Annotated in this window: 21 protein-coding genes; 9 read left to right on the plus strand and 12 right to left on the minus strand. The window is 48.4% G+C overall.

Features of this window, described 5'->3' with window-relative positions:
- Positions 1-4: 4 nt before the first annotated feature.
- The 7 genes from DW642_RS04020 to DW642_RS04055 form a co-directional block, all read right to left on the minus strand.
- Complete coding sequence (locus DW642_RS04020) at positions 5-676, minus strand: winged helix-turn-helix domain-containing protein (RefSeq protein WP_022462258.1); 672 nt, start codon at positions 674-676, stop codon at positions 5-7.
- A gap of 3 nt (positions 677-679) precedes the next feature.
- The gene (gene phoU / locus DW642_RS04025) at positions 680-1324 is read right to left on the minus strand and encodes a phosphate signaling complex protein PhoU (RefSeq protein ID WP_117509341.1); all 645 of its coding nucleotides are present in this window, start codon (positions 1322-1324) and stop codon (positions 680-682) included.
- A gap of 1 nt (position 1325) precedes the next feature.
- Positions 1326-2078: a phosphate ABC transporter ATP-binding protein PstB gene (pstB, locus tag DW642_RS04030; RefSeq protein ID WP_117509342.1), complete on the minus strand. Its 753-nt coding sequence runs from the start codon at positions 2076-2078 to the stop codon at positions 1326-1328.
- A 20-nt stretch (positions 2079-2098) separates the two neighbouring features.
- Positions 2099-3001 carry a phosphate ABC transporter permease PstA gene (gene pstA, locus DW642_RS04035; RefSeq protein WP_226906296.1) on the minus strand — a complete coding sequence of 301 codons (903 nt, stop codon included), beginning with the start codon at positions 2999-3001 and terminating at the stop codon, positions 2099-2101.
- Positions 2991-3845 (minus strand): phosphate ABC transporter permease subunit PstC, encoded by an 855-nt coding sequence (pstC, locus tag DW642_RS04040; RefSeq protein ID WP_226906297.1) that lies wholly within the window; start codon positions 3843-3845, stop codon positions 2991-2993. Before pstC ends, pstA begins: the two co-directional genes overlap by 11 nt.
- Before the next feature lie 188 nt (positions 3846-4033).
- Positions 4034-4990, minus strand: coding sequence for a substrate-binding domain-containing protein (locus DW642_RS04045; RefSeq protein WP_117509344.1), 957 nt, complete (start codon positions 4988-4990; stop codon positions 4034-4036).
- 390 nt (positions 4991-5380) lie between these two features.
- Positions 5381-6517 carry an aldo/keto reductase gene (locus DW642_RS04055; protein WP_242991121.1) on the minus strand — a complete coding sequence of 379 codons (1137 nt, stop codon included), beginning with the start codon at positions 6515-6517 and terminating at the stop codon, positions 5381-5383.
- A gap of 358 nt (positions 6518-6875) precedes the next feature.
- Between DW642_RS04055 and DW642_RS04060 the strand changes: the two genes are divergently transcribed.
- Positions 6876-7964 carry an MFS transporter gene (locus DW642_RS04060; RefSeq protein ID WP_117509346.1) on the plus strand — a complete coding sequence of 363 codons (1089 nt, stop codon included), beginning with the start codon at positions 6876-6878 and terminating at the stop codon, positions 7962-7964.
- 72 nt (positions 7965-8036) lie between these two features.
- Here DW642_RS04060 and DW642_RS04065 read toward each other — a convergent pair whose 3' ends face one another.
- The 5 genes from DW642_RS04065 to tsaE form a co-directional block, all read right to left on the minus strand.
- Complete coding sequence (locus tag DW642_RS04065) at positions 8037-9035, minus strand: alpha/beta fold hydrolase (RefSeq protein WP_117509347.1); 999 nt, start codon at positions 9033-9035, stop codon at positions 8037-8039.
- A gap of 46 nt (positions 9036-9081) precedes the next feature.
- Positions 9082-9324, minus strand: coding sequence for a hypothetical protein (locus DW642_RS04070; protein WP_022462249.1), 243 nt, complete (start codon positions 9322-9324; stop codon positions 9082-9084).
- 168 nt (positions 9325-9492) lie between these two features.
- Complete coding sequence (gene rimI / locus DW642_RS04075) at positions 9493-9948, minus strand: ribosomal protein S18-alanine N-acetyltransferase (protein WP_179965869.1); 456 nt, start codon at positions 9946-9948, stop codon at positions 9493-9495.
- Complete coding sequence (tsaB, locus tag DW642_RS04080; RefSeq protein WP_117509348.1) at positions 9945-10697, minus strand: tRNA (adenosine(37)-N6)-threonylcarbamoyltransferase complex dimerization subunit type 1 TsaB; 753 nt, start codon at positions 10695-10697, stop codon at positions 9945-9947. Before tsaB ends, rimI begins: the two co-directional genes overlap by 4 nt.
- 118 nt (positions 10698-10815) lie before the next feature.
- Entirely contained in the window at positions 10816-11235 is a 420-nt protein-coding gene (gene tsaE / locus DW642_RS04085) for a tRNA (adenosine(37)-N6)-threonylcarbamoyltransferase complex ATPase subunit type 1 TsaE (RefSeq protein WP_022462246.1), read from the minus strand.
- Between the two features lie 245 nt (positions 11236-11480).
- Here tsaE and DW642_RS04090 point away from each other — a divergent pair, with 245 nt between their 5' ends.
- The 8 genes from DW642_RS04090 to DW642_RS04125 all read left to right on the plus strand — a co-directional run bounded on the left by DW642_RS04090 (position 11481) and on the right by DW642_RS04125 (position 20211).
- Positions 11481-12689, plus strand: coding sequence for an aspartate kinase (locus tag DW642_RS04090; RefSeq protein WP_117509349.1), 1209 nt, complete (start codon positions 11481-11483; stop codon positions 12687-12689).
- A gap of 149 nt (positions 12690-12838) precedes the next feature.
- Positions 12839-13357: a peptidylprolyl isomerase gene (locus tag DW642_RS04095; RefSeq protein ID WP_055227969.1), complete on the plus strand. Its 519-nt coding sequence runs from the start codon at positions 12839-12841 to the stop codon at positions 13355-13357.
- Between the two features lie 2 nt (positions 13358-13359).
- Positions 13360-13890: a GNAT family N-acetyltransferase gene (locus tag DW642_RS04100; RefSeq protein ID WP_022462243.1), complete on the plus strand. Its 531-nt coding sequence runs from the start codon at positions 13360-13362 to the stop codon at positions 13888-13890.
- Between the two features lie 470 nt (positions 13891-14360).
- Positions 14361-15620, plus strand: coding sequence for a saccharopine dehydrogenase family protein (locus tag DW642_RS04105; protein ID WP_022462242.1), 1260 nt, complete (start codon positions 14361-14363; stop codon positions 15618-15620).
- Positions 15621-15624: 4 nt separating this feature from the next.
- Positions 15625-16758 (plus strand): carboxynorspermidine decarboxylase, encoded by a 1134-nt coding sequence (gene nspC, locus DW642_RS04110; protein ID WP_022462241.1) that lies wholly within the window; start codon positions 15625-15627, stop codon positions 16756-16758.
- Positions 16730-17860, plus strand: coding sequence for an agmatine deiminase (aguA, locus tag DW642_RS04115; RefSeq protein WP_117509350.1), 1131 nt, complete (start codon positions 16730-16732; stop codon positions 17858-17860). Before nspC ends, aguA begins: the two co-directional genes overlap by 29 nt.
- Positions 17857-18735, plus strand: a complete 879-nt coding sequence (gene aguB, locus DW642_RS04120) for an N-carbamoylputrescine amidase (RefSeq protein ID WP_117509351.1) — start codon at positions 17857-17859, stop codon at positions 18733-18735. Before aguA ends, aguB begins: the two co-directional genes overlap by 4 nt.
- Before the next feature lie 78 nt (positions 18736-18813).
- On the plus strand, positions 18814-20211 hold the full coding sequence (locus tag DW642_RS04125) for a Na+/H+ antiporter NhaC family protein (protein WP_117509352.1): 1398 nt from the start codon (positions 18814-18816) through the stop codon (positions 20209-20211).
- The last annotated feature ends 58 nt before the right edge of the window (positions 20212-20269 follow it).

Here is a 20269-nt window from a genome sequence, read left to right on the forward strand (position 1 = left end):
TTTCTCAGCCTCCTATCCGGTATCCCACGCCGCGGACCGTCTCGATCAGCTCGCCGCATTCGCCCAGCTTCTGGCGGAGTGTACGCACATGAACGTCTACCGTACGGGTTTCTCCGTCAAAATCATAACCCCAGACATGGCCGAGCAGACGGTCTCTCGTAAGGACAATTCCTTTATTTTCCATTAAAAATTTCAGCAGTTCAAACTCTTTTAAGGTCAGGGTAACCTTCTCCCCTTTGGCCAGAACCTGATGCTGCTTTACCTGGATCTGCAGATCCCCGGTCTCCAGCACATCGTTTTCCTTCTCTTCTTTTCCGGCACGGCGCAGCACGGCACGTACCCTTGCGATAAATTCCATCATGCCGAACGGCTTGGTAATATAGTCATCGGCTCCGCAGTCCAGGCCCATGACCTTATCATACTCAGCGCCCTTTGCCGTTACCATAATGACCGGAATTTCTTTTGTTACTTCCGATGCCTTGAGGCGTGAAAGAATTTCAAGACCATCCTCTCCCGGAAGCATGATATCCAGGAGAATCAGATCCGGAAGCTGTTCTGCAATAGCTGCATTCAGCTCTTTTCCGCTTTCCAGGCCTCTTGCGGTAAAACCGCTCGATTCCAGTGTGTATACGATCAGTTCCCGTATATTTCTTTCATCTTCCACGCAGTAAATCATCTGTTATTCCCCTTTATGGTGACCGTTAATGGAATACACAACCCATTCCGCAATGTTTGTTGCATGGTCACCGATTCTTTCATAATATTTTGCAATCATCAGATAGTCCAGAGACTGGACATCTGTGGTAATTCCCTTTCGCATACCCTGCAGAATTTCATCCTTTACCTCGTCAAAAAGATCATCCACGATATCATCGGAATCGATAACCTCCCGTGCAAGCTTCAGATCCTGCTTAACGTATGCATCGATGCATTTTGTTACCATAGAAGCTGTTGCTTTCGCCATATCCTTCAGACGGATGCTTGCATCCGGCACACCAAGACTCGTTACTTTTACGATATCCGCAATATCTGCTGCCTGGTCTCCGATCCGCTCCATATCGGTAATCATTTTTAATGCCGCAGATACCTGGCGCAGATCACGTGCTACCGGCTGCTGCTGTAAAATGATGCGGAAGCAGAGATCCTCGATCTCCCGTTCTTTCGCATCGACAACCTGGTCTTTTTTGATAATCTCTTCTGCCGCTCTCTGGTTTCCCTCCAGCAGAACCTCATATGTCCGTCCGATTGCCTGCTCGCAGAGTGCGCCAAGCTCAATCAGCTCCGTGTGCAGAATTTCCATCTGCTGCTCAAATCTTTCCCTCATATCAGCCAAACCTCCCTGTAATGTAATCCTCTGTCCGTTTATCCTTCGGCATGGAGAAGATCTGTTCGGTCTCTCCGTATTCTACTACCTCTCCTAACAGGAAAAATGCGGTTTTGTCGGAAATTCTGGCTGCCTGCTGCATATTGTGGGTTACCATAATAATAGTATAATCTTTTTTCAGTTCTACCGCAAGATCTTCGATTTTGGAAGTAGAAATCGGATCCAGTGCTGAGGTTGGTTCGTCCATCAGAAGAACCTCCGGCTGTACAGCAAGGGCACGCGCAATGCAAAGACGCTGCTGCTGTCCGCCGGACATGCCAAGTGCGCTTTTCTTCAAACGGTCCTTCACCTCATCCCAGATTGCCGCCTGTCGAAGAGACTGCTCCACAATATCATCCAGCTTCGCTTTGGAACGGACACCATGGGTTCTGGGGCCATAGGCAATATTGTCGTAAATGCTCATCGGGAACGGATTTGGTTTCTGGAATACCATGCCGACCCGTTTTCGGAGTCCGTTGACATCCATTTTTCCGCCGTAGATGTTTTCTCCGTCCAACAGCATTTCACCGGTGATCCGGCAGCCCGGAACGAGATCATTCATTCTGTTGATGGATTTTAACAGGGTCGATTTACCACAGCCGGAAGGTCCGATAAAAGCCGTCACCTCATTGGCATCAATGCTCAGATTGATATTTTTTAAGGCATGAAAGTCTCCGTAATAAAGATCCATATTGGATACATCTATTTTACTCATGTTTTTTCCTCGTCTCTCTTTTATTTCTTTGCAATTTTCTTCGCAATCATTCCGGAACAGCCGTTGATCAGAAGGACAATCAGCATCAGGATGACGCCGGTTGCATACATCTGATTCATATAAAGGCCTTCACTGGAAAGTGCATACATATGAACGGCAAGGGTACGGCCGGAATCCATAAGGCCTGCCACCTTTGCAATCGTTCCTGCTGTGAAAAGAAGCGCTGCCGTCTCTCCTACGACACGGCCTGTCGCAAGAATGACACCGGAAAGAATGCCGGGTACGGCAGATGGAAGAACAATTTTAAAAATCGTACGAAGCTTTCCGGCTCCCAGTCCAAAGCTTGCTTCCCGATAGGAATCCGGAACCGATTTTAAGGCTTCTTCTGCTGTTCGCATAATCAGCGGAAGAATCATGATGGCAAGGGTACAGGCACCGGACATCATCGAGTATCCCATTTTCAGGGTTTTCGTAAAAAACAGCATACCGAACAAACCGTAAACGATCGACGGAATACCGGAAAGGGTCTCTGCAGTAATCCGGATCAGGCCAACCAGCGTTCCGCGCTTGTTGGCATATTCAACCAGATAAATTGCCGAGAAAATGCCAAGCGGCGCAGCAAGCAGAAGGGAAAGTACCGTCATCGTAACAGTGTTGATGATCGCCGGAAGCATCGTAACATTCTCTGTATTATAGGTCCAGGCAAACTGCTCCAGTGTCAGGTTTTTCACGCCACGAATCAGAATGAATCCAACCAGGAAAACCAGAACGGCAAGTGCAAGAATGGCTGCTCCCCAGGTAATTCCGGTCAGCACGGAGGAAAAAACACTTTTGTGATACGTAACCTTTGTTCTTTCTTTTTCTTTTGTATTTATTTTTACAGCTTCCATTGTATTTACAGCTCCATTTCCTTTAATCACCATAAGGTACCCTCCGGTTCAGCATAGACACCGATAAATTGATCAGCAGGATAAAGACAAACAGCACAACACCCGTTGCAATCAGCGCTTCCCGGTGAAGTCCGGATGCATATCCCATCTCCAGTACAATATTGGCTGTCATGGTACGAAGGCCTTCTGTGATTCCTTTTGGCATACGAGGCTGGTTTCCGGCAATCATAATCACTGCCATTGTCTCTCCGATGGCACGTCCGATGCCAAGCACGATACCTGCCAGGATTCCGGATTTTGCTGCCGGGACAACTGCAAAGAAAACACTCTGGGAATGCGTGGCACCAAGACCAAGGCTTGCTTCATAGTAGGATTCCGGAACACTCGTAATGGCGGATTCTGTTACACCGACCACGGTCGGAAGAATCATAACGGCCAAAAGAATGGATGCCGTCAGCATTGTGTTTCCGTTTTTTCCGGTCAGCTGTGCCATCAATGGGACGATTACAACCAGTCCGAAAAATCCATATACGATAGATGGAATACCAGCCATCAGGTTAATGCCTGATTTACAGATGCCGTAAAATTTTTTCGGACAGTAACGAGAAAGAAACACCGAAGTAAGAATGGCAACCGGCACACCCATCAGGATTGCAAGACCGGTCACGCAGATACTGCCGACAATCATCGGCAGGATGCCGAAAATATTGTTTCCCGGTTTCCACACGGTACCGGTCAAAAATTTCAGCGGTCCGATTTTAAAAATGGCAGGAACGCCATTCATGAACAGGAAAATGCAGATCAGTGCAACAGCCAGTACGGAGCAGCATGCCGCAATCAGGAATACAAGTTTCATGATCGTTTCTCTTAGTTTCATAAGATAAATCCTTTCATTTCATTGTTTCGCGGAGCGTGTTTGAAAAAGACTTTCGTTTTTTCTTACGAACTGCTTTTTCAAGCACGTTCCGAAAGACAGCTTCTTTTTCTGAACATTTTTGGATACGGAAGTAAGAGCGATTTTCCATTGTTCGCCCTTACTTCTTTTTCCATTGCTTTATATATTCTTTATTTTACATCTGCCCAGTCGGTTGTGTCGCCAACATAGATGCTCTTTACCTGATCGCTGGTCAGCCCGTCGGTCGGGTTCTCTTTGTTTACGATGACAGCAATACCGTCGGTTGCGATTACGGTTGCGGTAAGCCCTGAGGATTTCTCCTCATCCTTTAAGTCACGGGATGCCATACCGATGTCGCAGAGACCGTCGCTTGCGGAAGTGATACCTGTTGTGGAATCGCTCTGCTGTACTTCGATGTTAGCGTTTGAATTTACTTTTGTATAAGCCTCTTTTAATTTTTCCATCAGTGGTGTTACAGAGGAAGATCCTGCTACCACAACCTTTTCACCGCTGCAGTTTCCTTCGTAGGCTTTGGTATCTTTGATTGCAATATATCCGTCATCTGAAACAACCTGCTGTCCGTCGGTGCTTAAGATGTAGTCCATGAAATCCTGCGCATCTGCGGAAAGACCGTCTTTTGTTACAATGTTGAACGGACGGCTTACTTTATAGGAACCGTTTTCTACGTTCTCTGCGCTTGCCTCTGCTCCGTCGATTTTCAGTGCTTTGACTTCATCATTTAAGGATCCAAGGGAGATATAACCGATTGCGTACTGGTTACCTGCCACCGTGCTCATCATAACGGAAGTATTGTTGGTGATCTGTGCATCAACGGTGGTGTTGTCTACTTTCTCACCTGCATCGTTTTTCTCTTCTACACCGAACAGCTCGATGAATGCACCTCTGGTACCGGAACCATCCTCACGGGAGATCACGCTGATCTGTCCGGAGAAATCTCCGCCTGCTGCGGTGCTGTCACCGTCTGTGCTGCCATCTGCCTCTGTTGCAGAAGCCTCTTTTGTAGTGTCTGCTGTGGAAGAACTGCTGCTATCGCTGCTTCCACATCCTGCAAGCATTCCTGCAGCCATCATTGCGGTTAAGGTGATTGCAATTACTTTTCTCTTCATAATATTCTTTTCTCCTCTTTTCACACGGGATTTTTGTGATTTCTATTTTGTAAAATCGCAATCCCGACGTTTTTTACATTTCGTTTTTACAGGTTTCATCATAACAACGGCGTGTAAAATGCAAAATCTCAGAGATGTTAAGTTTATGTAAAACATGAGTTTTTTCTTTTTTACATTCCATTTTTCCGGTCGTAAACCGCTCCGTCACATCTCTCGCAAGTGGCACATTTTTTCCGCGCAGTGCAATCCTGCCCAAAGGATCTTTTTCTCCGCAGGAAATTCCAACAAGATTTCCCATAGAAAAAAAGGCTCCCCGGAATACTCTTTTTTCAGAGTATTCCGGGGAGCCTTTTTCTAAAGCATATGCAAAAGCGGATATTCGCAATCCTCTTATTCCGTCACCAGCACGTCAAGCTTTTCGGACGCTTCTTTTAACAGGTCAATGATCGGCAGATGCTGCGGGCATACACTCTCACACTGACCACACTGCACGCAGTCTTCTGCTTTTCCCGATGTTTCCAGCAGCTTTTTATAATAATTTTTCGCGCGGTCTTCTTCTCCATACAGGCGGATGGTATTCAATGCCTTGAACACATCCGGAATCGCGATTCCCATCGGACATCCGTCGCAGCAGTAACGACAGGCGGTACATGGAACCGCCGGACTCTTTTTCAGCGCTTCCTGTGCTTTGGCGATCACTGCTTTTTCTTCCTCGTTTAACGGTACAAAATTTCGGAAGGTTTTGATATTATCCTCCATCTGTTCCTCGTTTGACATACCAGAGAGCACGGTTGCAACACCCGGGAGGGAAGCCGCAAAGCGGAGTGCCCAGGACGCAATCGATGCATCCGGATGAACACGTTTCATCTCTGCTTCAATCTCTTTGCCTGCTGATGCAAGGGAACCGCCCTTTACCGGCTCCATAACAAGGAACGGCATATCGTATTTCCGAAGCACCTCATACAGACGTCCGGACTGGATCAGCGGATTGTCCCAGTCAGCATAGTTCATCTGGATCTGGACAATTTCAACCTCCGGATGCTCGGAGAGAATCTTGTCAAGCAGCTCCGGCGTTCCGTGGAAGGAGAAACCAAAGTGTTTGATCAGTCCCTCTTCTTTTTTCTTCTTGGCCCAGTTAAAACAGTCGTATTTCACATAGCCGTCATAGTTTGCGCCGTCCTCGACACTGTGCAGCAGGTAATAATCAAAGTAGCCTGCTCCGGTGCGCGCGAGCTGATCGTTGAAAATGCGGTCACGGCCTTCGATGCCCTCGTCCATCATCCACTGCGGAAGTTTGGTTGTCAGAGTAAAGCTTTCTCTCGGATGACGCTCTACCAGCGCTTTTTTCACGATGCTCTCCGATTTTCCGCCGCAGTACATATAGGCGGTGTCAAAATAGTTCATTCCGGAGGCAAGGTACGCATCGACCATTTTACAGATCTGCTCCAGATCCAGTTCTCCGTCCTTCTCCGGAAGGCGCATCATGCCAAATCCTAATTTCGGCATTTTTGTTACATCTACACTCATGTTAAAATATCCCCTTTCTTTTCCGCAGAAAACCTTCGTTTCCTCAGTATTGTTGAAAAAATTGTAGCATTAAAGTATACTTGAAAGTCAATAGTTTTTTTTATTTTTGTCAAAATTTTTCTTTGACTTTTTCCGTTTCCGGTGGTATTCTGGTAAAAAATTATGATTACAAAAGGAGTAGCACTATGATCTGGAAAAACCAGTTTCTTCACCTCACAAATGGCGATGTTTCAGCTGTTTATGGGGATAGTGCGCTCTTTTTTAAGTAAACTTCACATCTTGTATTCTTAAAACCACACAGAAAATGCACGTATCTCCCCATCAGAATTTTACTATATTTTGACAAGGAGATTTTTTTATGTCTGAGAAAAATACCAGAAAACAAATACGAACTTTATATCTTATGACCACGGTCGGCTATTTTCAGATTGCGGCGGCTTCGTGGGTTGCACTGCTCGCACTCCGTGGATTTTCGCTGCTGCAGATCGGGATGCTCGAAAGTATTTTCCATATCGTGAGCCTCTGCTTTGAACTCCCCTCCGGCGTTGTCGCCGATGTTTTCGGGCGACGGAAAACGCTGATTGCAAGTCAGGTGGCCGCCCTGATTTCCGGTACGCTGATGATTTTTTCCACCGGCTTTGCCACAACGGCGCTTGCGCTTGGATGCAGTGCGCTCAGCTATAACCTTGCATCCGGCACACGGGAGGCACTTGCGTATGACAGTCTGAAGCAGAACGGGGACGAAGGATTTTATGCCCGTTTTTCTTCTACTGAAATGATGCTGTACCGTATCACCAATTCCACCGCAACGCTCTGCGCAGGCCTTGCCCTGTGGCTGGGATACCGGCGCGCGTATGCGATTGATCTCTTCTTCGGGCTGATTGCGCTTGGCATTTCATTCCGCCTTGCGGAAGTAAAAACGGACGCAACACCAGTTCATTATCCTGTTGGACAGGAAATCGTTTCGGTTGTGCAGGAAAGCTGGCAGTTTCTTGTCCGTGAGAAAAAAGCAAGAAATATTATGCTGGTGAACGCACTCATCGGTGCCGTTTCTACGCTGGTTCTCTTCTTTTTACAGGCGAAGCTGCCACTCACCGGCATGAACAGCGCGCTGCTTGGACCTGCCCTCTTCGTGATGGGACTCGGCGCGGCACTGGGATCGCGGATGACGGCATACTTTCACAAATACCGCTACCGCGCGATTCTGCTGTTTGGCACGATCGGTGTACTTTTCGCCTTTCTTATGAGCTTTACCGGACTGCCGGCCCTTATGGTCTTCGGCGGATTTATCGGATCCTTTTCCGATGATTTTCTTGAAGTCCGGACCGATATTCTGCTCAATGACATGATCCCGTCCAGGCAGCGGGCGACGCTGATGTCGGTGAACTCGTTTGTCTTTTCCATGATTATGATCGTCCTTTCCACCGTATTTGGATGGATCATGTGATCGTCAAAAATTTACTTTCATTGAAAAACGCTCATCAGTTTTTTGCTGATGAGCGTTTTTTTCAAAAAATGATCAAACACCGCCGCTCCCTGCCGGAACGCCGTCCGGGGTCTGCGGAGGTGTGCTTCCCCCCTCCACATTCTCCACCACTTTTTCTTTCTTCAACCACTTCCAGACATCGCCATATACGCGGTACTTCTCTTTCTCGTTCAGTATTTCATGCCGCATTCCCGGATACAGCTTTCCTCTGACATTGCGGTACCCGATCAGCCGCATATGGTCGATGGATTTTTTAAAGCGCCGCACATTCACATAACACGGATCATCCCCGCCGGACAAAAACAGCACCGGCAGCTTCCGGTTTGTGCAATGCCATCCATGAAATCCATACGTCTCCTTCAGCAGATCATTCAGCGCAAAAAAAGCATCATCCGAAAACGTAAAGCCACAGAGCGGATTTTCTTCATACTCCCGCACCACCTCCGGGTCCGAACAGCACCAGGCGAACCGGCTCTTCTCATCCGCAAACCGCGCCGCAAACGATCCAAACGACATCGCCTCCAGAAGATTGCTCCGATGCCCATCCCCGAGCACCGCCGCTTCCGCGTGTCCTACAGCCGCCCCCAGCGGCCGCAGATAATTTTTGCTCGGCGAACCGCACACAATCAGCGCATCCAGCTCCTGGTCGTGTTCCTTCGCGTATGCGCGCACAACCAGGGATCCCATACTGTGTCCCATCAGAACAAACGGAAGATCCGGGTACTCCTTCTTTGCCCACTTCGTGACAAGAAACAGATCCTCCACAAGTCCTGCGCCGCCTGCGCCGTACATAAATCCGAGGTCCTGCTCCGACTTCACACTCTTTCCGTGCCCGCGGTGATCATGAATCACACACACTATACCGTGTTCCGCCATAAACTCCATAAACGGCAGATACCGCTCCTTGTATTCGCTCATTCCATGGCTGAGCTGCAGAAGCGCCGTCCGCTGTACGCCCTCCTCCGGCTCCACCACAAGCCCGTCAAGCATCAGTCCATCCACCTTCGACTGAATCGTAAAACCTCTTTGCATTGCACCTTCCCCTTTCTTCCAGAACGATGCCGAACTGCCCGAAATTCTAAACCTCCGTGTCCTCCGAAATTTCCGGCGGAACCGCAAACGACAATGTAATCCGATCGTAGCACTCCTCGCACAGATCAAACTCATGCTTTTCCAGGTCTTTCCCGGAAAAGTACCCCCACGTCGTGTCGACCGAGCAGATCCCCTCCAGCAGCATTCCATTCTGTATTTTCATGCTTTTTCCGCAGCAGTTACACACCGCCGCTTCCAGCTCATTTGTGTTTTTGTTGTATTTCCGCATTTTTCTTCCTCCCGTGTATCAAAAAACGTTTCTTTCTTCGTTCCTGACACAAAACAGAAATCAGATTCTCCTGTGTCCTGTCGATTGTAACACATCTTTCCCGCCATTCCTACTGGGAATGAAAGGAAAGTCCTGTGCGTTAAATGCGTATACAATAACGATTTCTCTCTACCTCTTCGGAACCGATTCATCCGTCCGGCTCATCAGCACCGCATCCTCCTTTGGAAGATCGTAGTACCCCTTCCTGAGGCCGTCCTGCACAAAGCCAAGACTCTCATACAGATTCCGCGCCGGCGTATTGCCGATGCGCACATCCAGATGAATGACGCGCACCTTTCTCTCCTGCATCCGACGGAACAGTTCTTCCATCAGTGCACGGCCGATGCCGCGTCTTCTCGCTTTTTCTGCCACGCAGACATTTGTGATCTCACTTTCATCAAAGGAAATCAGGATTCCGAGATATCCTAAAATTTCACCGTCCTCCTCTGCTACAAGAAACAGTGCGTCGTCACGGATCAGAAATGTAAAAAATCCGGTTTCTGTCCACGGAATCGAAAAGTTGGCCTCCTCAATCGGCATCACCTGCTCCAGATCATCGATCTGCATTTCACGGATTGTGATCATTCGCTTTTTTCTCCGTTCTCCTGTTTTTTCACCACATCGGCATGCTTCACAGATTCCCGCTCCGCTCTTTCACGCTCCGCCTGCGATTTTCTCAGGTATTCCGGCTCGTGCTCTTCTGCCGTCTGAATCTTACCTTCTTTGTAATAAACCTCAGCCAGTGCTCCGACGGCTGCCGCTCTCTGGCGGTTGACGTGTGCCGGTGCAAAGGAAAACGGAATCGTCAGCAGTGCCTCTAATTTTTCCCGGTAAACCGCAACGCCGTCCCCGAGGAAAATCACTTCGTGGTCGAGGCAGTTCAGGCCCTCCGCTAGTGCCTCAATGCTCATCGTATCCTGTTCCCAGACCGTATCGAGACGATGATCCGTGTAGCAGTAAACTCCGGTATAGACCTGGTTTCTTCTCGCATCCATGATCGGGCAGACAAATTTGTCAGTATCCCAGATATTGTACGCGATTGCCGCCGTCGTTGGAATGGAAATCAGTGGTTTTTCAAGTGCCAGACCAAGTCCCTTGGCTGTTGCAGAACCGATGCGAAGACCGGTAAACGAGCCCGGACCTCCAGCAACTGCAATCGCATCGATCGTCGAAAGATCCAGCTCTGTCATGTTCGAGATTTCATCCAGCATCGGAAGCAGAGTCTGGGAATGTGTTTTTTTATAATTTACGGTGTATTCCGCAAGCAGTGTGTCATTTTCAACAACAGCCACCGAAGCCACCAGGCCGGAGCTGTCCAGTGCAAGTATTTTCATAATTTTTTGTTTCCTTTCCGATATTTCCTTCCTGTGCAACTCATTTTGGCAGTCTGCCGGAAACAGGAATCTTTACGATTTCCTTTTGTTTTTCCACCACATTCAGGATTTTTTTCTTTTATTCCACCGTAATTTTCCGGTAATCAAACCCTTTTTCGAGGTCTTTTTCTATCGTAATCGAAATCGCACCCTCCGGGATCAGCTCTTCAATCAGTTCTGCCCATTCGATCAGGCAGACACCCTCACCGAAAAAATAATCATCGTATCCGATTTCTTCCATTTCTTCTATATCACCGATCCGGTAAACATCGAAATGATAAAATGGCAGACGTCCTTCCGTATATTCCTGAATAATGGTAAATGTGGGACTGTTGACTGCCTCTGTGATGCCAAGTCCTTTTGCAAAGCCTTGCGTCAGAACGGTTTTTCCAACACCAAGGTCTCCGTTTAATGTATAAATCTGGCCAGGCTTCGCCGCTTTTCCCAGCTTTTCGCCAAGGGCAAGCGTCTCCGACGCAGAATTTGTTTCTATGATCATATGCTTTCTTCTCCTCTTTTTCTGCCTATCATTTTAACACAAACAAAAAGGTAATACAACCGCAGAACGAAACCGCTTTTCCTTGTGCTTTTCCTTGCTTTTTCTATCTGTTTTCGCTATACTATGTATCAGAGTTTCGCGGCCCAAAAACGTCCCACTCCTGTTTTTTCGGCCCGGAAAACGCGGTAAAACACGCTCTGCGCTTTTGTCCGCGTAAATCAAAAAGGAAAGAGATCAAAACTGTTATGCTGACTGTAATGAAATTTGGCGGAAGCTCCGTCGCAGATCTTGCGCACATCCGCAATGTAGCACAGCGCTGCATCGAAAAACAGCAGGCCGGAAGCCAGGTCGTTGTCGTTCTCTCCGCGATGGGAAAAACGACGGACGGACTGATTGCAACCGCAAAACAGATTACGGAAAAACCGTCCCGCCGCGAGATGGATATGCTTCTTGCCACCGGTGAACAGGTTTCCGTTTCCCTGATGGCCATAACCATGATTCAGATGGGCGTCAGTGCTGTTTCTTTAAATGCCTGGCAGGTACCGATGCACACGACCTCCGATTATCAGAACGCGCGCTTCAAACGGATCGACACCGAGCGCATCCGTAAAGAGCTGGATGACAACAAAATTGTCATTGTCACCGGCTTTCAGGGGATCAACAAATACGATGATATCACAACGCTCGGACGCGGCGGCTCCGATACGACTGCGGTTGCCCTCGCTGCAGAGCTGCACGCGGATGTCTGTGAAATCTACACGGATGTAGACGGCGTCTACACCGCAGATCCGCGGATTGTACCGAATGCGCGCAAAATGGAAGAGGTAACTTACGATGAAATGCTGGAGATGGCTTCGCTCGGCGCAAAAGTCCTTCACAGCAGATGCGTGGAAATCGCAAAAAAATACGGCGTGGAACTTCTGGTCTGCTCCAGTCTGAACCGGAATTCCGGAACGATGGTAAGGGAGAAAACCAAAATGGAAAAAATGTTAATCAGCGGCGTGGCTGCCGACAAAAATGTGGCAAAAATCCGTGTTGCAGGCCTTGGCAACGATCCGGAGAGCACGTTCCGCCTCTTAAATTTACTGGATCGGAACAATCTGAACATCGATGTCATGATCCAGTCACTCGGAAAGGACGGCACAAAGTCCGTTTCCTTTACCGTTGCAAAGCCGGATATGCTGCGCACGATCGATGTGCTGAACGACAATAAGGATTCGCTCGGCATCAAAAAGCTGGATTATGATGAGAACGTGGCAAAGATTTCCGTCATCGGAGCCGGTGTCCGCTCCCATTCGGGCGTGGCTGCCAAAATGTTCGGCGCGCTCGCCAATGCAGGAATCAATACCGAGATGATTACCACCTCAGAAATCCGCATCACTGCCCTGATCGACGAAGCATACGCAGATCAGGCAATGCGTGCGATCCATGAGACATTCCTGGAGCATGTCTGAAAAAGGGGGGGACCCCTTTGATACCAGATTGCTACGTGCTTTGCACTCCGGCAATCATCAAAAACATTCGTAATCCGCTCATTTTTCTTCGAAAAATGGCTGCTTACGTCTTATCAAAAAATCGTTTAAAAATCAGGAGGAAAACAATGATGTCTAACCCAATCGTTACAATTACTATGGAAAACGGCGATGTGATGAAAGCAGAGCTTTACCCGGAAATCGCGCCGAACACCGTAAACAACTTCATCAGTCTGGTAAAAAAAGGCTTCTATGACGGCCTGATCTTCCACCGTGTCATCCCGGGATTCATGATCCAGGGCGGAGATCCGGCAGGCACAGGCGCCGGCGGCCCGGATTACTGCATCAAGGGTGAGTTCTCCCAGAACGGATTTGAGAACAACCTCGCACACACCCCAGGCGTTCTCTCCATGGCACGTACCATGTTCCCGGACAGCGCAGGAAGCCAGTTCTTCATCATGCACAAAGCTGCTCCGCATCTGGACGGCGCATACGCTGCTTTCGGAAAAGTAACAGAAGGCCTGGAAGTCGTAGATAAAATCGCATCTGTCAACACCGACTACAGCGACAAACCGCTGCAGCCGCAGAGAATGGCTACCGTTACCGTTGAGACCTTCGGCGTCGAGTATCCGGAACCGGAGAAATGCTAAGGATGAACGATGAACTGATGTTAGTTGAACCGTCGGAGGAATACTTCGCCGAGCTCGCCGCCTACCGGAACGATTTTCTGGAAAACAGCGATTCCATGGACGGCTGCGGACCGCTTCGCCGGTTTGATGATATGAAGGCGTATCTTGAAGATACCATGCGGTATACCAGAGAGGAGACTCTGCCGGAGGGCATGGTTCTCGCAACACAGTTTCTGTGCATCCGCAAATCAGACAACCGCCTTGTCGGCATGATTCAGGTGCGCCACTACCTGAACGATTTTCTGCGCACCTTTGGCGGCCATATCGGCTACTCCGTCCGCCCGTCGGAACGCAGAAAAGGCTATGCCTCCTGGATGCTGAAAAATGTGCAGCCGTACTGCAAAAGCCTCGGCCTTTCCGAAATTCTGGTCTGCTGCCTGGATACCAACGAGGGAAGCCGCAGAACGATCCTGAAAAATGGCGGCCGGTTCGACGGCACTGCTTATCGTGCCGATGAAAACAAAACACTGGAGCGTTACTGGATCACCCTGTGATTTTTAATCTTCCATTTCGCATAGCTCTGAATAGTTTCACAAATTTTTCTTGACATCCATGTCATTTCACTTTATAATTTGGAACTGCAAGCGAACAATTCTGTTCTTATGCAAAATATATGCCCCTGGTAAAAAACCGACGGACAGGCAGGGGTAGTTGCCGAGCGTGGTTAAGAGCCACATTATTGATTGCGTTAAAAGCGCAAATTTTATGAGTTGATTACTTTATAATCGATGCTCTACGACGAGCACATCATCTTATGAAACGGTCAATAAGAGTACGTGACTATATATTTCTGCATAGGAAAACAGGGAGAAGCCTGGATTTTTGTCCATCCCCTGAAGTTTGCACAATACGATCATGTATAAATTTCGATTTTTAGACAGATGATGCACGTCATCTGTCTTTTTTTCGTGCTTATAGCCAAAGATGAACCCAACACCATTTTCTGAAAAAGGAGAACCAAACAATGTCAAAAGTTATGATCATCGGATGCGGCGGTGTTGCATCCGTAGCCATTCACAAATGCTGCCAGAACAGCGAAGTATTTTCTGAAATTATGATTGCAAGCCGCACCCTTTCCAAGTGCGATGCTTTAAAAGAAAAGCTGGCTCCGACCACAAAAACCATTATCACAACAGCAAAGGTGGATGCCGACTGTACAGAAGAATTAATCGCCTTAATCAAACAGTATCAGCCGGATGCCGTATTAAATCTGGCTCTTCCTTATCAGGATCTTACCATTATGGATGCCTGCCTTGCATGTAAGGTTCCTTACATTGATACTGCAAACTACGAAGCAGAAAACACGGATGATCCGGCATGGCGTGCGATCTACGAAAAGAGATGCGAAGAGCTTGGCTTTTCTGCTTACTTTGATTATTCCTGGCAGTGGGCTTATATGGACCGTTTCAAGGAAGCCGGCATCACCGGTCTTCTCGGAACCGGCTTTGACCCGGGCGTCACCAGCGTTTTTGCAGCCTATGCACAGAAACACTATTTCGATGAAATTCACACGATTGATATTCTGGACTGCAACGGCGGCGACCACGGATATCCGTTTGCAACCAACTTCAATCCGGAAATCAACCTCCGCGAGGTATCCGCTCCCGGCTCTTACTGGGAAAACGGCCACTGGGTAGAAATTCCGCCAATGTCGATCAAACGGGAATATAACTTCGATGAGGTAGGCGAGAAGGATATGTACCTTCTTCACCATGAAGAAATTGAGGCTCTTGCAAAAAATATCCCGGGCGTAAAAAGAATCCGCTTCTTCATGACCTTCGGCCAGAGCTATCTGACCCATATGAAATGTCTGGAAAATGTAGGACTTCTCTCCACCACTCCGATTACCTTCAACGGACAGCAGATTGTACCGATCCAGTTTTTAAAAGAGCTTCTCCCGGATCCTTCCACCCTTGGCCCGCGCACCGTGGGTAAAACCAACATCGGCTGTATTTTTACCGGTATCAAGGACGGAAAAGAAAGAAGCATTTACATTTACAACGTCTGTGACCACCAGGAATGCTACCGGGAAGTAGAGTCTCAGGCGATCTCCTACACCACCGGCGTTCCGGCCATGATCGGAACCATGATGGTCGTGAACGGCCTCTGGAATAAACCGGGTGTCTACACCACAGATGAATTCGATCCGGATCCGTACATGGAAGCACTCAACAAGTGGGGTCTTCCGTGGAAGGTCGTAGAAAATCCTGTTTTAGTAGATTAAGCCTATGTATAAGATAAACGAACTGCCAACTCCCTGTTTTGTCATTGATGAAGGCAAACTGGAAGAAAACTTAAAGCTCCTGCACCAGGTAGAAGAACGCACCGGTGCAAAAATTCTGCTGGCTCAGAAATGCTTTTCCTGCTTTTCGGAATATCCGCTGATTGGAAAATATATCAGCGGAACAACTGCCAGCGGACTCTATGAGGCGCGGCTTGGAAAGGAAGAAATGGGGCTGGAGAATCATGTGTATTCTCCGGCCTACCGCCCGCAGGATATGGAAGAGCTCGCACAGATCTGCGATCACATTATTTTCAATTCAGAAAAGCAGCTCCGAACGTACCTCCCTGTACTTAAGGCTTCCGGAACCGCAAAAGCCGGACTTCGCATCAACCCGGAATGCTCCACGCAGGAAGGCCATGCGATTTATGATCCCTGTGCGCCCGGCTCCCGCATGGGCATCCGCGCCTGCGATTTTACAGACGAACTGGCCGATCTTGTGGATGGTCTTCATTTTCATACCCTCTGTGAACAGAATTCGGATGATCTGGAAACCACGCTGCGCGCCGTGGAAGAAAAATTCGGCAAGTGGCTTTTTAAAATGAACTGGCTTAACATGGGAGGCGGACATCATATCACCCGTGAGGATTACGATATCGAACGCCTGATTTCCTGTATCAACCATATGAAAGAAACGTATGGTCTTCAGATTTACCTGGAGCCCGGGGAAGCAGTTGCCTTAAACGCAGGCTACAATGTCACGGAAGTTCTCGATATTGTTGAAAATAACGGAAAAATTTTAATTCTTGACACTTCCGCCGCCTGCCATATGCCGGATGTGCTTGAGATGCCGTACCGCCCTCCGCTCAAAGGCAGCGGACTGCCCGGAGAAAAGCCTTATACCTACCGCCTTTCCTGCAATACCTGCCTGGCGGGCGACGTAATCGGCGAATATTCCTTCGATTCCCAAATCCGGATCGGTGACAGACTGTATTTTGAAGATATGGCGATTTATTCGATGGTAAAAACCAATACCTTTAACGGAATCCCACTCCCTTCCATCGCGGTGATGGACAAAGCTGGAAACTGCCGAATGATAAAGGAGTTTGGATATGAAGATTTCAAAAACCGATTGTCTTAGAACCCCAAAAGCCGATGGCTTTTACATGCCGGGCGAATTTGAGCCCCACGAAGGCACGCTGATGATCTGGCCGTGGCGTCCCGGTTCCTGGAATTACGGGGCAAAAGCGGCAAGAACGGCATTTGCAGAAATTGCAGAAGCAATTGCCGCTTATGAGCAGGTTTATCTTTTCGTCCGGCCACAGGATAAAGCATCGGCACAGGAACTGCTTTCCTCCGACCGGATTCATCTGATCGAAGCCCCGACAGAGGATGCCTGGGCAAGAGATACCGGCGCTACGTTTGTGGTCAACGATCAGGGCGGGCGAAGAGGCATTCAATGGGAATTCAACGCCTGGGGCGGCCAGTATGACGGTCTGTACTCCCACTTTGAGCATGACCGTGAGGTTCCGGAACGAATCTGCAGTTTTCTCGGAGATTCCTTCTATAATGCCCGCCCCTTTGTTCTGGAAGGCGGCTCCATCCATGTTGACGGGGAAGGAACCCTGCTTACGACCGAAGAATGTCTGCTGAGTCCGGGGCGCAATCCTTCTCTTACAAGAGCGGAAATTGAAGAAAAGCTGCGTCAGTATCTTTCGGTTGAAAAAATCATCTGGCTGCCTTTTGGTATTTACAACGATGAAACCAACGGCCATATTGATAATATGTGCTGCTTTGTAAAGCCAGGAGAAGTGCTTCTTGCCTGGACAGATGACGAAAACGATCCTCAGTATGCCAGAAGCAGGGCCGCTTTTGATCTTCTCTCCCATACCGTTGACGCGAAGGGACGAAGCTTTGTGATTCACAAGCTGCCCATTCCAAAGCATCCCATCTGTATTACAGAAGAAGATCTTCTCGGCTATGATTTTGAAGCTGGCGAAGACCAGCGGGAAGCCGGCGAACGTCTTGCCGCCAGTTATATCAATTTTTACCTTGCCAATCACTGTGTCCTTCTTCCCCGGTTCGGCGATGAAAACGACACCGCGGCTGCAGAAATTCTCGGAAAATGCTTTCCGGATCGACGGATCCTCCCTGTCGATGCACGCGTCATTCTGACCGGCGGAGGCAACATTCACTGTATTACCCAGCAGATTCCGGCAAAGAAAAGAGGAAACAGATTATGAGAAATATAAAAATTGCCGCACTGCAGTTTTCATGCTGCAGCCAGGTACAGGAAAATATAGACAAAGCAGAGACCATGGTCCGTGAAGCCGCTTCCAACGGCGCCAATCTCATCCTTCTTCCTGAATTATTTGAAAGACCGTATTTTTGTCAGGAAAAGCGATACGATTATTATGATTATGCCCTGCCTTTGACAGAAAATCCCGCCATCCGGCGTTTTCAGGCCGTTGCCGGAGAACTTGGGGTCGTGATTCCGGTCAGCTTTTATGAAAGGGATGTTCAGCGCCTGTTTAATTCCATTGCCATGATCGATGCAGACGGATCCATTCTTGGCGTTTACCGCAAGACCCATATCCCGGACGATCATTTTTATCAGGAAAAATTCTATTTCACTCCGGGAGATACGGGATTCAAAGTCTTTGAAACACGTTTTGGAACCGTCGGCGTCGGCATCTGCTGGGATCAGTGGTTTCCGGAAACAGCACGATGTATGGCTGTGCAGGGGGCTGAAATCCTGCTCTATCCTACCGCAATCGGAAGTGAACCGATTCTGAATGTAGACAGCAGCGGGCACTGGCGGCGCGTCATGCAGGGACATGCTGCCGCAAATCTTGTTCCGGTTGCTGCTGCAAACCGGATTGGTACCGAAACCGTAACGCCCTGTGAAGAAAATGGCGGCCAGTCCTCTTCTCTTACTTTCTACGGCTCTTCCTTTATTGCCGATGCAACAGGTGAACTCGCAGCATCTGCCGGAAGAGATACCGAGGAAATCCTGTACGCCTCCTTCGATCTGGATGCCCTGCGCGAAGAACGTTTTTCCTGGGGGCTTTTCCGTGACCGGCGGCCGGAAACTTATCGTATCATGACGAAACAGTAAAGCTCTGTCTCTTCCTGTTGTAACTCTTCCTACAGCGGTGCGCTGCATCACATATTCTAACTACAAAGGAGAACCGCTATGCAATATGGAATTTTATGTCTGCTGCCGCCTGCGGCGATGCTGATTTTTGCATTAAAAACGAAAAAATCTTTCGAAGCTCTGATTTTCGGAACCCTGGTTGCCTATCTCATCATGTACAAAGCAGCTTTTATCGGACCCTGGTGTGATCTGCTGCTTTCGGAGATCAGCAACGCAGATAACCAGTATATTCTTCTTCTCTGCGGACTGTTCGGAGGCTTCATTTTCCTGCTCCGCGAGGCAAAAGGAACACTTGGTTTTTCCAACCTGTTAAGCCGTTTCTGTAAAAATGAGCGGATCACCATGATGATGTCGGTATTTCTCGGAATCATTATTTTTGTCGATGACTATCTCAACATCATGACCGTTGGAACCTGTATGAAGGATGTCTGTGACAAACGAAAAGTCCCAAGACAGGCGCTTGCCTATATCATTGACTCAACCGGTGCACCTGTCTGTGCACTGATTCCCTTTTCCACCTGGGTGGTCTTTTATTCCGGTGTTTTTATTCAGGAACCGGATATTCTCAACATGGGCTTTTCCACTGGTATGAGTGTTTACTTAAAAGTGCTTCCTTATATGTTTTATCCCATGACTGCCCTTCTGGTTGTGATTCTGTTTGCCTGCAAACTAATGCCAAAGCTCGGAAAAATGAAAGCTGCCTATGCAGATCTGGAAAAGGAAGAGCAGACACCGGAGCATCCCAAAATGCACAATGCCCCTTCCGTCGACCTTGCCATGGCCGGAATGAGCGTTGATTACCCGCCCGAAAATACCAATACCGGAAATATACTGGATTTTCTGATCCCTATTGGCATTCTGATCGGTGTGACAGTAGCCACACAGGATATGATGCAGGCGATCATTCTTGCTCTTGCTTCCTGTATGATTCTTTATCTTCCACGGAAGAAAATGACCTTTACGCGGTACGTGGAACTGTTTTTTGCCGGCTTTGCAGATATTCTTCCGGTTCTCGCCATTCTTCTTGCATCCTTTATGATCAAGACTGCCTGCGGCGAAATGGGACTCTCGGAATATGTTATCAACCTGTGTGTTCCGTACATGAATGCCAAAACACTGGCAGCTATTATTTTTGTTGTCATTGCAGTTCTGACCTTTGTCACCAGCTCTTTCTGGGGAATTGAGGCCGTAGCCGTTTCCATCGTTGTTCCGCTTGCCATCGCCCTTGATGCTAATGTACTTCTGGCGCTTGGCGCTGTCGTATCCGGCGGTGTTTTCGGAAGCCATGCATGCTTCTATTCCGACGCAACGGTTCTTTCCTCCGCGACCTGCGAGATTGACAATATGTCACATGCCGTGTCGCAGTTTCCTTACGTCCTGATCAGTGCTGCTCTCGCCGTATCGGGATTCTTAATCTGCGGAATTTTTGCTCTTTAAAGACACACAGGAAATTTCAACGAAGTTTCCTGTAAATTAAAAAAGCCTCCGACGATAG

It is taken from the genome of Blautia sp. AM23-13AC, assembly GCF_003435675.1.
GTDB classification, from domain to species: domain Bacteria; phylum Bacillota; class Clostridia; order Lachnospirales; family Lachnospiraceae; genus Fusicatenibacter; species Fusicatenibacter saccharivorans.

Bases quoted from the DNA above. Each gene is read 5' to 3' on its own strand.
- rimI (WP_179965869.1), bottom strand. From the start codon at position 9,948: ATGATCACAATCCGTGAAATGCAGATCGATGATCTGGAGCAGGTGATG.
- aguA (WP_117509350.1), top strand. From the start codon at position 16,730: ATGAAGATTTCAAAAACCGATTGTCTTAGAACCCCAAAAGCCGATGGC.
- DW642_RS04090 (WP_117509349.1), top strand. From the start codon at position 11,481: ATGCTGACTGTAATGAAATTTGGCGGAAGCTCCGTCGCAGATCTTGCG.
- pstB (WP_117509342.1), bottom strand. From the start codon at position 2,078: ATGAGTAAAATAGATGTATCCAATATGGATCTTTATTACGGAGACTTT.
- DW642_RS04055 (WP_242991121.1), bottom strand. From the start codon at position 6,517: ATGAGTGTAGATGTAACAAAAATGCCGAAATTAGGATTTGGCATGATG.
- nspC (WP_022462241.1), top strand. From the start codon at position 15,625: ATGTATAAGATAAACGAACTGCCAACTCCCTGTTTTGTCATTGATGAA.
- DW642_RS04020 (WP_022462258.1), bottom strand. From the start codon at position 676: ATGATTTACTGCGTGGAAGATGAAAGAAATATACGGGAACTGATCGTA.
- DW642_RS04125 (WP_117509352.1), top strand. From the start codon at position 18,814: ATGCAATATGGAATTTTATGTCTGCTGCCGCCTGCGGCGATGCTGATT.
- DW642_RS04065 (WP_117509347.1), bottom strand. From the start codon at position 9,035: ATGCAAAGAGGTTTTACGATTCAGTCGAAGGTGGATGGACTGATGCTT.
- aguB (WP_117509351.1), top strand. From the start codon at position 17,857: ATGAGAAATATAAAAATTGCCGCACTGCAGTTTTCATGCTGCAGCCAG.
- pstA (WP_226906296.1), bottom strand. From the start codon at position 3,001: ATGGTGATTAAAGGAAATGGAGCTGTAAATACAATGGAAGCTGTAAAA.
- pstC (WP_226906297.1), bottom strand. From the start codon at position 3,845: ATGAAACTAAGAGAAACGATCATGAAACTTGTATTCCTGATTGCGGCA.
- DW642_RS04100 (WP_022462243.1), top strand. From the start codon at position 13,360: ATGAACGATGAACTGATGTTAGTTGAACCGTCGGAGGAATACTTCGCC.
- DW642_RS04045 (WP_117509344.1), bottom strand. From the start codon at position 4,990: ATGAAGAGAAAAGTAATTGCAATCACCTTAACCGCAATGATGGCTGCA.
- tsaB (WP_117509348.1), bottom strand. From the start codon at position 10,697: ATGAAAATACTTGCACTGGACAGCTCCGGCCTGGTGGCTTCGGTGGCT.
- DW642_RS04105 (WP_022462242.1), top strand. From the start codon at position 14,361: ATGTCAAAAGTTATGATCATCGGATGCGGCGGTGTTGCATCCGTAGCC.
- tsaE (WP_022462246.1), bottom strand. From the start codon at position 11,235: ATGATCATAGAAACAAATTCTGCGTCGGAGACGCTTGCCCTTGGCGAA.
- phoU (WP_117509341.1), bottom strand. From the start codon at position 1,324: ATGAGGGAAAGATTTGAGCAGCAGATGGAAATTCTGCACACGGAGCTG.
- DW642_RS04070 (WP_022462249.1), bottom strand. From the start codon at position 9,324: ATGCGGAAATACAACAAAAACACAAATGAGCTGGAAGCGGCGGTGTGT.
- DW642_RS04095 (WP_055227969.1), top strand. From the start codon at position 12,839: ATGTCTAACCCAATCGTTACAATTACTATGGAAAACGGCGATGTGATG.
- DW642_RS04060 (WP_117509346.1), top strand. From the start codon at position 6,876: ATGTCTGAGAAAAATACCAGAAAACAAATACGAACTTTATATCTTATG.